The sequence below is a fragment of the Legionella impletisoli genome, from assembly GCF_900639875.1.
Classification (GTDB): Bacteria; Pseudomonadota; Gammaproteobacteria; order Legionellales; family Legionellaceae; genus Legionella_A; species Legionella_A impletisoli.
In genome coordinates, this window is record NZ_CAAAIA010000001.1 from 328537 (window position 1) to 344794 (window position 16258).

Below are 16258 nucleotides of genomic sequence, written 5' to 3' on the forward strand. Positions count from 1 at the left end.
ATCCTGATGAACTAGTGGTTACTCGATTGAATAGAGAGGCTGACTTGATTCGCTGTATCTAAAAATGTCGGAAATGAAGTGGCAACATTGGCACAGTGTTTAATTTTTACTGGCTGATTTGCCACGGCTCCAGCAATAGCAAACGCCATAGCAATTCGATGATCATGGTGACTATCTACCTCACCTCCTTGTAACCTCCCACCCTTAATAAATATACCATCCTCCAGTGCTTGTGCCTCAATACCTAAACGTAATAATCCCTCTGCCATTGCAGCAATCCGATCGCTTTCTTTGCATCTTAGCTCTTTTGCTCCATGCAACAAGGTCTGCCCTTTTGCAGAAGCTGCGGCTATAAAAATAGCTGGAAATTCATCAATGGATATAGGAACTAAATTACCTGGGATATCAATGCCTTCTAACTCAGCGTAGGTAACATGTAAATCTGCAACGAGTTCCTCCCCACAAAGTCGTTTATTGTGTATCGTAATGTTTGCCCCCATATCTTGCAAAATTTGAATAACGCCCGTGCGAGTAGGATTAATACCTACATTACGAATATATATTTCTGAGCCGGGAATTATTGTTGCAGCCACGATAAAAAAGGCAGCGGAAGAAATATCGCCTGGCACAATAATATCCGTTCCAACACATTCACTGGCGTTATTAATCATGATGGCGTTATCGAGTTTTTGAATGGGATAAGAAAAAGTCGTCAACATCCGTTCCGTATGGTCTCTTGTTATGCCTGACTCAATTACACAAGTCTCTCCCTCAGCGTACATACCAGCTAATAATAGACATGATTTAACTTGAGCACTTGCTTCTGGCATTTCGTAAGTTACACCGTGTAATGTATGGCTACCTTCGATAAAAATTGGGGGCTTCCCTTCATTAGTTTTTATACCAGCACCCATCATCATCAAAGGACGGGCGATACGTTCCATGGGTCGTTTTAATAAGCTTTTATCGCCGGTGAGCTCACTATCAAACGATTGTGCTGCTAATAAACCTGCCATTAGCCTCATGGTAGTTCCTGAATTACCACAATCTATAACGCTTGCAGGACTTTTAAGACCATATTTGCCAACCCCTTGAATGATCACTTTCTGCGCTACCGGCCCCTCAATAGTAACACCCATAGAGCGAAAGGCGGCTATGGTTGCTAAGCAATCCTCACTCTCCAGAAAGCCACTGATGGTAGTTGTTCCTTTCGCAATAGAACCAAGCATAATGGCGCGATGAGAAATGGATTTATCACCTGGTACCGTGATATCACCTTTTAACGTATTAACCGGGTGACTAATAAAATGATAGGAATTGGTCACGAATGTTCCTTAGCATATCGATGCATAAATTGAATTAACGCTTCCACTCCTTCCATGGGCATTGCATTATATAAACTTGCTCTAAGACCCCCCACTGTTCTGTGTCCTTTTAAAGCCAGTAAGCCCTGTTGTTCTGCCTGTTTGGCAAAATTGTCCTCCAGTTCTTTATTTATCAATTTAAAACAAACATTGACAATAGAACGGGCCTTTTCATCAACCGAACCATGATAAAACGAAGACTCATCAATAAACTCATACAATCGGCGTGCTTTCAATTGGTTCATCATAAATAACGCATCAACCCCACCTTGGGTTTTGATCCACTGAAACATTTTATGGGCGATATAACAATTAAAAACTGGAGGTGTTGCATAGAGAGATTTATGCGCAATGTGCGTTTGATAATCCATCATAGTTGGCAAAGGCTTATTGTGATGGTTAGCCAGAATATCGTTATGAAGAATTACAACTGTCAAGCCTGGGATTGAAATATTTTTTTGAGCACCCGCAAAAATCAGCCCATAATCTCTAACGTTTATAGGTTCTGTCAAAAGACATGAGGTCATATCGGCAATTAGCGGCATATTAACCATTGGCACAGGGACTTTTACGCCATTGATGGTCTCATTCGGAGTGAAGTACACATATGCAGTATTGTCTGGAGCAGCGCTTAGATGAAGCTCAGGTACCTTAGTAAACTCATTTGCCTTAGAGCTGCCAACACAGCAAGCATCGGCTATTTTTTTAGCTTCATTAAAAGCAAGCTCAGACCATATGCCTGAAACCCAATATGCTCCAACCCTATTATTCTGAAGCAGGTTCATAGGAATCATTGAAAACTGCATCCGAGCCGGGGCTGGAATAAATAAAACATGATACTCAGAAGGGATCTTTAAAAGCGCTCTTAAATCATCCTGAGCTTCATTCATTAATGATTTTATGGCTTCAGTACGATGGCCTGTTTCCATTACCGACTTGCCAGTTCCCTGCCAGTTTAATAATTCTCTCTGCACTTCCTTTAAAATGGCGTCCGGGAGCATGGAAGGCCCCGCACTAAAATTATATGGTCTATTATGCATGTATTAATTACACGTAGGATTTTCCTCAGGCTCTTCCTCTTGTATTTCTTCAATACGCTGCATACCAACCACACGTTCACCTGAAGAAACATTAATTAAACGAACCCCTTGGGTATTTCGGCCAATAATCGATAGCTCATTTACTTTAAAACGAACCAACGTTCCTTTATCCGTGATAAGCATGACTTCATCATTTTCGCTAACATGTAATGCTCGAACGACTTTTCCATTGCGCTCATTAACTTGTATAGAAATAACCCCTTGCCCACCGCGGCCTGTAATACGATATTCACTGATATCCGTACGCTTTCCATAGCCAAATTCCGTTGCGGTCAAAATGGTGCCATCTCCATGAACAACAACCAATGATATGACCGATTGTTTTTCAGCAAGACGAATGCCACGAACTCCTCGAGCTGTACGACCCATGGGACGTACGAGCGACTCATTAAAACGAATCACCTTACCTGTGTCACTAAAAAGCATCACGTCTTTATTGCCATCAGTCATATCAGCTCCTACCAGGCTATCATCTTCATCTAAATGGACAGCAATAATGCCACTGGATCGTGGTCGACTAAATGCGTTTAAGGGCACCTTCTTCACCGTACCTTTTTTCGTTGCCATAAAGACGAAACAACCTTCTTGATATTCACGAACAGGCATCATCGCATTGATGGTTTCTCCTTCACCTAAAGGAAGGATATTAATGATAGGTTTTCCTCTTGAAATACGGCTTGCTAAAGGGAGCTCGTACACTTTTAACCAATATACTTTTCCGAAGTTCGAAAAGCACAGTAAGGTATCATGAGTACTGGCCACAACTAACCGGTTAATAAAATCTTCTTCTTTTACATGCGTCGCCAACTTACCTTTTCCACCACGACGCTGAGCTTGATAGGCCGATAACGGTTGATATTTTACATAGCCTTGGTGAGACATTGTGACCACAACGTCTTCTTCGGTGATTAAATCTTCAATAGTTAAATCTTCTTGCGAAGCAATGATTTCAGTACGACGCCCATCACCAAATTGTTGTTTCATTTCTAACAATTCATCGCGGATAACCTGCATTAATCGCTCAGGAGAAGAAAGAATATCTAGTAGCTCTTTAATGAGATCAAGCAGCTCTTCAAATTCTTTAAGAATTTTATCCTGCTCTAATGCAGTTAAACGATGCAAACGAAGCTCAAGTATAGCCTGAGCTTGTTCAGGAGATAAACGATAGCCTTCATCACTTAAACCAAAGTGCTGAGGAAGATTATCCGGCCTTGAGCCATCGCTTCCTGTTTTTTCAAGCATAGCTTTCACAAGACCCGGCTGCCAGGCTTTTGAAAGCAACTTTTCTTTTGCATCTTGCGGGGTTGGAGACTGCTTAATGAGTTCAATCATCTCATCAATATTTGCTAGAGCAATGCCAAGCCCTTCTAATAAATGTGCACGATTACGAGCTTTTTTGAGCTCAAAAATCGTCCTTCTAGTAACTACTTCACGACGATGTTTAATGAAGTAATCGAGTATTTCTTTTAAATTTAAGGTTCGCGGTTGCCCATCAACCAAAGCGACTGTGTTGATTCCAAATACGGTTTGCATTTGGGTATGCGCATATAAATTATTAAGCAACACTTCCGCCACTTCACCGCGCTTAAGTTCGATAACGACGCGCATACCTCGCTTATCCGACTCATCACGCAACCCAGATATACCTTCAATTTTCTTTTCTCGAACCAATTCAGCAATTCGCTCAACTAATCTGGCTTTATTAACTTGATATGGAAGCTCGTGAATGATGATGGCTTGCCGCCCAGTATCCTCATCCGTTTCAATATCGGTTTTGGCTCGAATTTGTATACGACCTCGTCCCGTGCGATAAGCTTCAACAATCCCTGCTCGCCCATTAATAATGCCTGCGGTAGGAAAATCAGGGCCGGGAACAATTTCCATTAGTTCATCAATAGAAACATTCGGGTTGTCAACCACGGTAACGCACGCATCTATGATCTCAGATAAATTATGGGGAGGAATATTAGTGGCCATACCTACTGCAATACCGGATGATCCATTGACTAGTAAGTTAGGAATACGGGAGGGTAAAACCGATGGAGCAAACTCAGTTTCATCGTAGTTCGGGACAAAATCAACGGTTTCTTTTTCTAAGTCCGCTAATAAAGCATGAGCAAGTTTTGACATTCGCACTTCGGTGTAACGCATTGCTGCTGGAGCATCTCCATCAACCGATCCAAAGTTGCCTTGGCCATCCACCAACATGTAACGCATTGAAAATGGTTGAGCCATTCGAACGATGGTATCGTACACGGCCGTATCACCATGAGGATGGTACTTACCGATGACATCCCCAACGATTCTCGCTGATTTTTTGTAGGGCTTGTTCCAATCGTTATTTAATTCACTCATTGCAAAGAGCACGCGCCGATGGACAGGTTTTAATCCATCTCGAACATCAGGCAAGGCACGCCCGACAATTACACTCATTGCATAATCCAAATAGGATTGCTTTAACTCATCTTCAATATTGACAGGGGTAACTTCTTTGGCTGACACCATGGTCCTTTGACATCCTCATGCAAGAAATGAAAATCATACATCCATTCTACCTGAAGATGCTGGTTTTTTCACGAACTGATTTCTCTTTGACAACCAAGTATTTAAACCATTGTCAACGTAAAACACGCCCGTGAAATCCCAACATCTTCAGGTAGAAAAGCTATTTTTTTAACCCAAGAGGGAATTATATAATACCATGTAATGCACTTAGAAAATAGTTGAAACACCTTATTATAACAAGGGAAGTGCTTTATCTATCAAACCTACAACTTTCTCATTCACTTGTTCAGAAAACTCTCCCGTCATTCGGTTTGCTAAAACCACACTTAAAGAAAGGCAGCGATGTCCAAACAATCTTCCTAGTCCTAAAATACCTGCTGTTTCCATTTCAAAATTAAGCACTTTGTATCCTTCAAACTCAAAGGATACTAATTTATCTAACAGATCCGGATACGCTAGCGGAATGCGTAATCTTCGACCTTGGGGGCCATAGAATCCATTACACGTAGCAGTAATACTGGGTGCGCCGAGAGTCACAAACTGTTCAAATAAATCCGCATCGGCCTCGGCTAAATAAAACAAGCCACATCTTGACTCTAAATGGATCTGTAAATTCGCATGTAATTGTTTAAGAGTTGCTGATGGCTGGTGCTGATAATAATTCAGTAGGGTACCAAAACCTATTGCATAGCGGCTAATATATACATCCCCTGGCACACAAGCATGATCTAAGCCCCCGGTTGTACCCAATCGAATAATGGTTAATGTTTTATGCTGATTGCGTGGCGTTCTTGTCTTCAAATCAATATTAGCAAGAGCATCTAATTCATTAATAACGATATCAATATTCGGGACCCCAATGCCCGTTGACAATACGGTGATGCGCTTTTCGCCTAGATACCCAGTATGCGTAACAAACTCGCGATGCATTCGAGTAATTTCCACTCGATCAAATCGTTGACTAACCAGTTGCACACGAGAAGGGTCGCCAACCGTTATCACGGTATCCGCAAGCTCTTCTGGCAATAAATCAAGATGATAGACTGCACCCCGTTGATTAAGTGGCAAATCGGCCGGTTTGTACATGATAATATCCTATGTTTGATGAATTTCCATAACCAATCATTTTTATCATGACGCATATGGCATAAATTTTCACATGCTTACCATTTTTTTAAAATCACAATGTATCGCAAAGCATTGCTTTTTTTATGCACATAAATTGACGACTGCTATTCATTTTTATATAGTTCTGCACCAGAACGCAATACACCCACTCGAATTGAGGTGGGTATAAATCAATTATATCCCTCTGATCAACCAAATCAAAATAGGGCTATACTTGTTTAGCCGTTCTTAATCAACAGGAGTCCCAATGACAAGTAAAAAAGCAAAACTAACAATAAACGGGTCTGAGCCTATCGAACTGCCAATATATAGCCCCACCCTGGGAAAAGATGTAATTGACATCAGTAATCTTGGCTCTAACGGCATTTTCACCTTGGATCAAGGCTTTGTCTCTACTGCTTCTTGTGAATCCAAAATTACCTTTATAGATGGTGAAAAAGGCGTGCTCCTATATCGCGGTTATCCTATTGAACAACTGGCAGAAAAAAAGGACTTCGTTGACGTTTGTTATTTGCTTCTAAATGGTGAATTACCAAATAAGGATGAAAAACAACATTTTAATGATTTAATTAATAACCACACAATGGTACACCAGCAAATGTACCAATTTTTAAATGGATTTCGCAGAGACGCCCATCCTATGGCTATTATGGTCGGTATCGTTGGCGCGTTATCCGCTTTTTATCACGATTCGATGGATCTTAATAATCAAGATGATCGCTACACCGCAGCGGTGCGATTGATTGCCAAAATGCCAACACTGGCTGCCATGAGCTATAAATATTCAATCGGCCAGCCATACATGTATCCTCAGAATAAGATGTCATATGCTGAAAATTTTCTTCACATGATGTTTGGAGTTCCAACTGAGGAAACGACTCCGAATCCCGTCATCGTTGAAGCCATGGATACAATTTTCACACTCCATGCTGATCATGAACAAAACGCCTCCACCTCAACCGTACGCTTAGCTGGCTCAACCGGTGCCAATCCGTTTGCTTGTATTTCCGCAGGTATTGGTGCGCTTTGGGGCCCTGCTCATGGAGGTGCGAATGAAGCGTGTTTGAATATGTTGAAAGAGATTGGCGATGTTAGTCGAATCAATGAATTTATCGAGCGCGCCAAAGATAAGGACGATCCCTTTAGACTGATGGGCTTCGGTCATCGTGTTTACAAAAGTTATGATCCTCGCGCTAAGGTGATGAGGGAAACATGCCATAAAGTTTTAAATGCAGTTGATGCACACAATGAGCCTTTATTTAAGCTGGCTATGGAACTTGAGCGCATTGCCTTAGAAGATGATTATTTCATTGAGAAAAAACTGTATCCCAACGTAGATTTTTACTCAGGCATCACCTTAAGTGCCATAGGTATTCCAACCAATATGTTTACTGTGATATTTGCCTTAGCACGAACGGTTGGCTGGATGTCTCATTGGATGGAAATGGCAGCCAGCAAATCAAGAATTGGACGTCCTCGCCAGCTATACACGGGCGAAGAAAAACGTGATGTTGAATAAGAGCAATTTATTTCGTTTCTAATTGCTCGACCACAGCATCCATGCTAGAAGCCAGCAAGATTTCTGGGTACTGCGGTCAAAGCTGCAGTACGTAGATGTAATAAAAATTAGTTTTTGGCATACAATCCTACGTGCTGTGCTTTAAGCAAGAACATTAGATGCTGCTATCAAAGCCGAAATGAAATACATACACAAAGATATACACAAGATTATTGATTGCCCATTCAAGCATGGCAGGTAGGAATTAAATTCGGCTCATTGCTGGTTGGAATTCCTATCCTTTAATAAAGATAATGTGTTTAACCATCCTTCATAATCCTTTTGTGCTGAGTCGCAATCATCACTTGGAGAAAATTCTCTTTCAAAGGAATGATTTTCCTCAAACCCCTCCAGAGGATCAACCAAATTCGCTCCTATAGCTGCAAGCAACGCGGCTCCTAAAGCAGTCGTTTCAACGTCATGGGGTCGTTGAACTAAGGCATTTACTTGCGAAGCGAGAAATTGTAAGAACCAGGAATTTTCAGACATACCACCATCGACACGCAGCAACGATAAGTCTAACCCACTGTCATCCCGCATGGAGCGCAATATATCATGTGTTTGATAACATACACACTCCAAAGCAGCCCTAGCAAAATGCGCAGCATTACTGGATAATGATAAACCAGTGATCATTGCCCCATTGACGGATAACCAATGGGGAGCACCTAAGCCAGTAAAAGATGGAATTAAATACACGCCTTCGTTGCTGGATAAACTTCTTGCAAGCGATTCTGTTTCAGCAGCATGAGAAATCAATTTCAGTTGATCACGTAACCATTTAACCGTTGTACCGGCTTGATAAAAGCTGCCTTCAAGCCCGTAAGCCATTTTGTTATTCATTCGATAGGCGACAGTTGTCAGCAATTGGTGCTTGGATAACACTGGATTTACGCCAGTATTTAACAGTAAAAAACCACCGGTTCCATAGGTAGCTTTAATCATACCTTCTTTAAAACACCGTTGACCTACAAGTGCCGCCTGTTGATCACCTGCAACGCCTGTAATTGGAATGTTATTCGGCAATATATCCGAAGCAATGCATCCAAAATCTCCATCACAATCTAATACTTCCGGAAGAAGAGAATAAGGTATCTCAAAGAGCCGTAATAAATCCTCATCCCAATTATGTTCAAATATATTGTACAACAAAGTTCGCGAAGCATTCGTTACATCCGTAACGTGGCTTTTACCGTTAGTTAACCGCCAAATAAGAAAGCTATCAATCGTACCAAAAGCGAGTCGACCTTGCTGAGCAAGTGTATTTGCTTCAGGGATTTCATTTAAGAGCCAGCGTAATTTACTGCCAGAGAAATAAGAATTAGGCATCAGTCCGGTTTTTCTTACTATCGTTTCCGATAGAGCCGATAATGATCGACAAAATTCTTCTGTTCTTCGGTCTTGCCAGACTAGTGCGTTCGAAAGACACTTTCCCGTTTGCTTATCCCAAATTAAGGTTGTTTCACGCTGATTAGTAATTCCGCAAGTTAAAATATCTTTGGTATGAATCGACTCCGTCACATCGTGAATGGCCGCGATGGTTTTTTGCCAAATTTCCTCTGGATCATGTTCGACCCAACCTTGCTTTGGATAATATTGTGTTAAAAGATATTGACTACTTTTAACAAGGCGTCCCTTCAGAGTATATAACCTGGCTCGAGTACTGCTGGTACCTTCATCAATCGCTAAAATGTACTTCATTGATTTCAATTTCCTTATATTATCCAAGGGATTTTAAAGTGTTTTTGTAATTAAGCAAATTCAGCAACAATATCCGCACAACTCTAAGATTGAGCTAGTTAGGTCTGTCTGCTAGCTTCCCTGTACTCATCTTTCGGGACAGGTATCACTTTAAATTCAGTAAACAAATTGTCAAACCTTTCTGAGTTTATTATTCTGTCCTAATAACCCTTAAAATTAGGTAGTACATTATACCGGGGAAAACTAAAATGGATAACGTTTATGATATTGCCGTTATAGGAGGGGGCATAAACGGCTGTGGCGTGGCTGCGGATGCTGCTTTAAGAGGCTTATCCGTCATTTTATTTGAAGCCGACGATTTAGCATCTAAAACTTCTTCGAGTAGTACGAAACTTATCCATGGCGGATTGCGATATCTTGAACATTATGATTTTGGAATGGTCAAAAAAGCATTACAAGAACGACAAAGACTGTTAACCCTGGCCCCACATCTAGTAAAACCCTTAGAACTCGTGATACCTCATCGAAAACACATGCGACCAATTTGGATGCTTAGAACTGGGTTGTTTATTTACGATCATCTCAGCTCTACCAATAAACTACCTAAAGCAAGATACGTTAACCGAAAGAACAACAAACCACTTTTTGAACCCTTGCAAGAAGATTATGACAAAGGATTTAGTTACTACGATTGCACTACAGACGATGCGCGCTTAACCATCACAAACGCTTTGCAATCAAGTCATCATGGCGCTAGGATAAAAACTCGCACCAAGGTTGTCAACGCAGAAGTTGAAGATAAATTATGGTGCCTCACGCTAAAACCACAATCTGGCTCAAGCTATCGAATTAAAGCCAAAGTAGTTATCAATGCTGCTGGCCCCTGGATTGAATCCATTAATCAGATGCTTAAAGCCCCTTTTCTTCACGACATGAGTTTAGTGAAAGGCAGCCATCTTTTAGTGAATAAATTATATGAAGGCGAACACGCTTATTTTTTACAGCACTCCGACGAACGTTTAATTTTTGTTATTCCCTATCATGGATTTACCATGATAGGAACCACAGAAGTACCATGTTCTCTGCCTTCTCAAGCTATGGATGTTTCTTCTGAAGAGATCCGCTACTTATTAGATATCGTTAATCTTTACTTCAAAAAAAGTGTTACAAACGACGATATCGTGTATAGCTGGAGCGGTGTAAGACCGTTATTAGCAGCGTCGGGGAAAAACCCAGAAGAGTTAAGCCGAGACTACACGTTCGAGTATGCCACTCATCCAGCTCCTTCTATTACCATCTACGGAGGAAAAATTACCACTTACCGCCAACTCGCATCCGATGTGGTTAGCGCTTTGCACCCTGTTTTTCAGGAACTGTCGCACTCCAAAACAGGGAATACCCCTCTACCCGGCGCTCTCTATAAAAGTCATACTTTGGATCAATACAAACAAAAAGCACAAGAACTATATTCCTGGATGCCTGTAGAAACACTACAAAGGTTTCTTAATACCTACGGGACCCTTACAGAATATATTTTGTTGGGAAAACATCAAGAAAGCGATCTAGGAAACGAATTTTTCAAAACTGTTTACCAAGCTGAAATCGATTATTTGATGAAGTACGAATGGGCAAAAACCACTGAAGATATTCTCTGGCGAAGAACGAAGCTTGGTCTCGTTATGGATCAAAAAAGCCAAAAGGCCTTAAAGGAGTATATTCTTAGTAACCAACTCATAACGTGTTAAGGGATCTTCCTGAAAAAAAGGGCGCTCCCCCAGGTACGCAATCCTGAACTTCATCCACAACCTGGGGGTTACAATTAGTTTATCCTTCTTTATCCAATTGTGCTTTAATTTCACTAACGTCTACGTCAACCGCTTGCTGGACTAACTCTTTTAATGTGGATTCAGGCATACTGCCCGCTTCAGAATAAATAACAATGCCTTCCTTGAATACGATTAAATGAGGTATTGATCGAATTTGAAATGTTTCAGCAAGCTCTGCTTGCTCTTCAATATTAACTTGAGCAAAGATTACGTCTTTAAACTGAGAAGCGACTTGTTCATAAACTCTTGCAAATTGTTTGCAAGGGGCACACCATTCAGCCCAAAAGTCTATAAATACAATTTGATTTTCATTAATCACGGACTCGAAGTTCGCTCTTGTCAGAGCACGAGTGGAATGGTTATCTGGCATTTATTCTTCTCCTTCGATAGCCGTTACAATTCGATTAAAAATCTCCTCGACACTGCCTTTGCCCTCAATGCTGTGAAACTCAGGTGCATTAGCAGGATCGTTAGCTGCCCAGTTTTTGTAATATTGGATCAAGGGTTCGGTTTGCTTATGATATACCTCCAACCGATTTCGGATGATTTCTTCTCGATCATCCTCGCGCTGAATCAAGTCTTCACCCGTGGCATCATCAACCCCAGGCTCTTGGGGAGGGTTGTATTCAACATGGTACACGCGACCCGATCCAGGATGGATTCGTCTTCCACTGATACGCTTTACAATTTCTTCATCACCCACTGCGATTTCAATAACATGATCTAACTCAATACCGGCATTCTTTAATGCTTCGGCTTGAACGATTGTTCTTGGAAACCCGTCTAGCAGAAAGCCATGGTTACAATCTTCTTGCCGCAAGCGTTCTTTAACCAATTTAATCATTATTTCATCAGAAACCAATTGACCGGCATCCATGATTTTTTTGGCACTTAATCCAAGTTCCGTTTTCGCGGCAATAGCTGCTCGAAGCATATCGCCTGTAGAAATTTGAGGAATATTATATTGATCAACCAATTTTGCTGCTTGTGTTCCTTTACCAGCTCCGGGACCACCTAGTAACATTAATCGCATTAACCCCATTCATAAACTCCAACTGAAACATCGGATTATATCGTACCCGTTCAAACTTTGATTGTCACCCTGAAATCATTATTTACCACCGTAAGGGATGAAAAAAACACTCAATTATATCTTACGTTCTCGCGAGCTTACCCATACAGTTCCCTGACTTTCGAGGGTGAAATTTCTTATTATTTCCATAAATTATACCAAGATTTCCCTTTCAATTTATCCTGGCACTGTTTAAGTTGAGCTTGATATATTTGAGCACGCGCTGACACCTTATGCGCAACCTGTATAAGCCAAGGTTTTTTTAAGTACGTTTTCCGTTCATAACCACCAATGCCTTCATGGTAAGCTAAATAAAGTGAATATGGATCATGTTTTGAAATACCTGCTCTCTGATTCGCCATGGTGGCATACCAACCAATAAAATCTACACCATCTCCAAAATCATCTCGTGATGCCCAGCGTCCTCCTCGCTTACGTTTGTAATGTTCCCAAGTGCTTTCCAATGCTTGCGTGTATCCGTAGGCAGTTGACGGGCGCGTCCATGGTATAATCCATAACAGTTTCGTTCGTGGAGGCTTTGCCCTCGCATTGAATTTTGACTCCTGGTGAATAATAGCCATTTGCACCGGAATGGGGACATGCCATCTTTTTTCGACTGTTTTAGCATCGGCATACCAGTCTGGATATTGTTTAAATATGCGACAAATATTATTCACATCGGAGGGGCGCGCGCTCACACACCCAGTTAATAACCCAATAACGAATAGAATCAATAGATATTTGATGTGGATCATTAAAGGCATCCTTAAACTAAGTTAATGGACAGCATTTCTTGTCCCAAGTAGAGAGCATTCCTAATTAATGTGAGTTCGACAGAAAAGTCATTTATGACTTTTGTGGCGCTAAACGAACATTATCCAGTAAAAAAAGCGAAGCTTTTTGTACGAGATCCATTCAAAATAAGCCAGTTCGATATCAGCAAAATTTGGATTTTTCTGATATCGAACGCACTTTAATTAGTATCAAAATTTTATTTAAAATTAAAGATGTGTTAGCTTATCATTAATTTCGAATCGTGAGAATTTGTCCAATATGACCGTGCTTGTGTTTGATATTGAAACCATTCCAGACATTGAAAGCGGACGTAAGCTTTATGGCTTGCAGGACCTATCAGACACAGATACAGCAAAAGCGATGTACGCTTTGAGACGAGCCAAAACGGGGTCTGAGTTTTTACCCCATTATTTACAGAAAGTTGTGGCAATCTCTTTGGTCATAAGTAACGGATCACAGCTCAAAGTTTGGTCACTAGGTGATGAAGGTGCCGATGAACGTGAATTAATTCAACGCTTTTTCCACGGCATTGACAAAAATACTCCCACACTCGTTAGTTGGAATGGTTGTGGTTTTGATTTGCCCGTCTTGCATTTCAGAGCATTGTACCATGGTATCTCGGCTCCCACTTATTGGGAAACAGGTGATCATCAACAATCCTTTCGGTACAACAATTACTTGAATCGATTTCATTATCGTCATTTAGACTTAATGGACGTTTTAGCCAGCTATCAAAATAAAGCGTTTGCCCCGTTAGACGAAATCGCAAGCATGCTTGGATTTCCAGGAAAAATGGGAATGAGTGGCGCTAAAGTTTGGGATGAGTACTGCAAAGGAAATCTAAAAGGGATTAGAGACTACTGTGAAACGGATGTATTAAACACGTATTGTGTTTATTTAAAATTCGAACTCATGCGTCATACGATAAATGAATCGGAATATAATCTAGCCATCGAGCGCTTGAAAAATTATCTTAAATCAGAGATTGATAAGATGCACTTACAGGAATTTATCAATCAGATGGGGTAATTACCATTTAAAATCCAGTTAAACTCAGAATAGGATTCATTCATGCTTTAGAGAGGTCTTTTAACTAGCAGAGCATTAGATTAGTAATACTAAAGCCATTTTTGGTATACCGCTGCGTCTTCAAACCCATCCTCATCTTTATAATAAGCTTCTTTAATACCTATCATTCTAAAGCCCATTTGTTCGTACAGTCGAATCGCTTTTTGATTACTAAGGCGAACTTCTAAACTAGTTTGTTTAAGGTTTGAATATTTATTCAGACTTTCCAGTAAGTCTTTGAGAATTAATCGTCCGTATCCTTGTCCTTGAAAGGAAGGTGCAACACATAAATTTAAAATATGGCACTCTGAGTCTTCAATACGTGAAATAGTATAAGCCACAATCAAAAGGGTTGAATTGTGAATAATTTCTAAGACACGACCGTGATAACCAATGAGGATACAATCATGTATCACTTTTCGACACCATGGTGTTTTGTGCGCAGTAGATTCAATGGCATAAACTTGGTCAATATCGCCAAGCTCCATTGGTCTAAGCTGAAAATGAGCATTTGTGTTTAACGACCGGTTTTCATTATTCACACACACTCCAGTTAACTGTTGGCTTTTTGCTGCTTTGACACCTATAGCGAGACAGTACAGCTAAATGGCTCGAAATAAGAAGTAGTTAACCGTGGATGATTCATAACATCATCCACTTTAAGAAATTCCTCGAGCATCTAGGTCAACAGACCCTAGGATCTTCTTCCTTCTTTTATTTTTTCTTCTTCTTAGGCATATACAAATCGGTAATCGTGCCTTCAAATATTTCCGCAGCTTGAGCAATTGTTTCAGACAATGTTGGATGAGGGTGAATGGTCAGAGCAATGTCTTCAACATCACAACCCATTTCAATAGCCAAAGCAGCTTCTGAAATCAAATCACCTGCGTTAATACCTACAATACCTGCGCCTAAAATACGGTTTGTATCTGGACAAAATAGTAATTTAGTCATGCCTTCTTCGCGACCCATACTTAACGCTCGACCACTTGCAGCCCATGGAAAGCTAGCTTTTTCGTAAGCCACTTCTTTTTCTTTTGCTTCTTTCTCTGTGAGTCCGGCCCAAGCGAGCTCAGGATCGGTGTATGCCACGCTAGCGATGCAACGGGGATCAAAATAATGCTTTTTACCGCAAATCACTTCTGCTGCCACTTTACCTTCAGGAATCGCTTTGTGAGCCAGCATGGGCTGACCGACTACATCACCAATGGCAAAGATATGATCAACGTTTGTACGCATTTGTTTATCGGTATGAATAAAGCCACGTTCATCAACTTTAACACCGGCTTTATCCGCATCGATTTTATCACCATTAGGCTTACGACCAACGGCTACGAGCACTTGTTTATATACAAGAGGCTTATCGGTGGCGTGTTCACCTTCCATTGTGACATAGATGCCGTCCTTTTTGGCCTCCATTTCAGTGACTTTAGTTTTTAGTAAGAATTTTACCCCTTTGTCAGTCATTCTCTTTTGTAACACTTTGACCAAGTCGGCATCCGCTCCAGGGATCAATTGATCCATGAATTCCACAACCGTAACATGAACGCCCAGTGCGGAGTAAACCGTCGCCATTTCTAAACCAATAATTCCGCCGCCTAATACAAGCATATCGCCTTTAATATCAGCCAATTCAAGTGCCCCTGTGGAGCTGAAAATACGCTTGTCTTCTGGAATAAACGGCAAATTAACCGACTCACTGCCTACGGCAATAATGGCATGCTCAAATTCCACTTCAACAGTTTCATCTTGTCCTTCTACTTGAAGGCTGTGGGAACCGGTGAATTTAGCTTTTCCTGTAATAATATCTACTTTGCGTTGTTTCGCTAAGGCTTTTAACCCACCTGTTAATTTCCCAACGACTTTGTTTTTCCATTCAACTAACTTTTTGGCTTCGACTTTAGGCTTATTGAAGGTTACACCATAATCAACCATCTCGTCAGTTTCATCTAATACCTTGGCAATATGAAGTAACGCTTTAGAGGGAATACATCCCACGTTTAAACAGACGCCACCAATATTCTCATAACGCTCTATAAGAACGACTTTTTTCCCTAGATCAGCCGCTCTAAAGGCTGCGGTATATCCTCCTGGACCACTACCGATTACAACCACTTCGGTTTTTACTTGTTTGCTCATTT

Annotated in this window: 13 protein-coding genes; 3 read left to right on the forward strand and 10 right to left on the reverse strand. The window is 40.9% G+C overall.

What is annotated here, in order from left to right:
- Positions 1–11: 11 nt before the first annotated feature.
- From aroA to E1O41_RS01585, 4 genes are all read right to left on the reverse strand, one after another.
- Positions 12–1325 carry a 3-phosphoshikimate 1-carboxyvinyltransferase gene (aroA, locus tag E1O41_RS01570; protein ID WP_131775548.1) on the reverse strand — a complete coding sequence of 438 codons (1314 nt, stop codon included), beginning with the start codon at positions 1323–1325 and terminating at the stop codon, positions 12–14.
- Entirely contained in the window at positions 1322–2404 is a 1083-nt protein-coding gene (gene serC / locus E1O41_RS01575) for a 3-phosphoserine/phosphohydroxythreonine transaminase (protein WP_131775549.1), read from the reverse strand. Before serC ends, aroA begins: the two co-directional genes overlap by 4 nt.
- Positions 2405–2407: 3 nt before the next feature.
- Entirely contained in the window at positions 2408–4969 is a 2562-nt protein-coding gene (gene gyrA / locus E1O41_RS01580; RefSeq protein ID WP_131775550.1) for a DNA gyrase subunit A, read from the reverse strand.
- A gap of 231 nt (positions 4970–5200) precedes the next feature.
- Positions 5201–6055 (reverse strand): nucleoside phosphorylase, encoded by an 855-nt coding sequence (locus E1O41_RS01585; protein WP_131775551.1) that lies wholly within the window; start codon positions 6053–6055, stop codon positions 5201–5203.
- Positions 6056–6344: 289 nt separating this feature from the next.
- Between E1O41_RS01585 and gltA the strand changes: the two genes are divergently transcribed.
- Positions 6345–7616, forward strand: a complete 1272-nt coding sequence (gene gltA / locus E1O41_RS01590) for a citrate synthase (RefSeq protein WP_131775552.1) — start codon at positions 6345–6347, stop codon at positions 7614–7616.
- Between the two features lie 255 nt (positions 7617–7871).
- On the opposite strand, the gene glpK is transcribed toward gltA, so the two are convergent.
- The gene (gene glpK / locus E1O41_RS01595) at positions 7872–9356 is read right to left on the reverse strand and encodes a glycerol kinase GlpK (protein WP_131775553.1); all 1485 of its coding nucleotides are present in this window, start codon (positions 9354–9356) and stop codon (positions 7872–7874) included.
- 248 nt (positions 9357–9604) lie between these two features.
- Between glpK and glpD the strand changes: the two genes are divergently transcribed.
- Positions 9605–11101, forward strand: a complete 1497-nt coding sequence (gene glpD / locus E1O41_RS01600) for a glycerol-3-phosphate dehydrogenase (protein WP_131775554.1) — start codon at positions 9605–9607, stop codon at positions 11099–11101.
- 79 nt (positions 11102–11180) lie between these two features.
- Here the strand turns inward: glpD and trxA are convergent, their stop codons facing one another.
- The 3 genes from trxA to E1O41_RS01615 all read right to left on the reverse strand — a co-directional run bounded on the left by trxA (position 11181) and on the right by E1O41_RS01615 (position 13009).
- The gene (gene trxA, locus E1O41_RS01605) at positions 11181–11552 is read right to left on the reverse strand and encodes a thioredoxin (protein ID WP_131775555.1); all 372 of its coding nucleotides are present in this window, start codon (positions 11550–11552) and stop codon (positions 11181–11183) included.
- Positions 11553–12215 (reverse strand): adenylate kinase, encoded by a 663-nt coding sequence (adk, locus tag E1O41_RS01610; RefSeq protein WP_131775686.1) that lies wholly within the window; start codon positions 12213–12215, stop codon positions 11553–11555. It abuts the gene before it with no gap.
- A 179-nt stretch (positions 12216–12394) separates the two neighbouring features.
- Entirely contained in the window at positions 12395–13009 is a 615-nt protein-coding gene (locus tag E1O41_RS01615; RefSeq protein WP_373288382.1) for a transglycosylase SLT domain-containing protein, read from the reverse strand.
- Positions 13010–13307: 298 nt separating this feature from the next.
- Between E1O41_RS01615 and E1O41_RS01620 the strand changes: the two genes are divergently transcribed.
- Complete coding sequence (locus E1O41_RS01620; RefSeq protein WP_131775557.1) at positions 13308–14078, forward strand: 3'-5' exonuclease; 771 nt, start codon at positions 13308–13310, stop codon at positions 14076–14078.
- Positions 14079–14167: 89 nt separating this feature from the next.
- On the opposite strand, the gene rimI is transcribed toward E1O41_RS01620, so the two are convergent.
- Both rimI and lpdA read right to left on the reverse strand, forming a co-directional pair.
- Positions 14168–14659: a ribosomal protein S18-alanine N-acetyltransferase gene (gene rimI, locus E1O41_RS01625; protein WP_229669293.1), complete on the reverse strand. Its 492-nt coding sequence runs from the start codon at positions 14657–14659 to the stop codon at positions 14168–14170.
- A gap of 172 nt (positions 14660–14831) precedes the next feature.
- Positions 14832–16256 (reverse strand): dihydrolipoyl dehydrogenase, encoded by a 1425-nt coding sequence (gene lpdA / locus E1O41_RS01630; protein WP_131775558.1) that lies wholly within the window; start codon positions 16254–16256, stop codon positions 14832–14834.
- Positions 16257–16258: the final 2 nt, after the last annotated feature.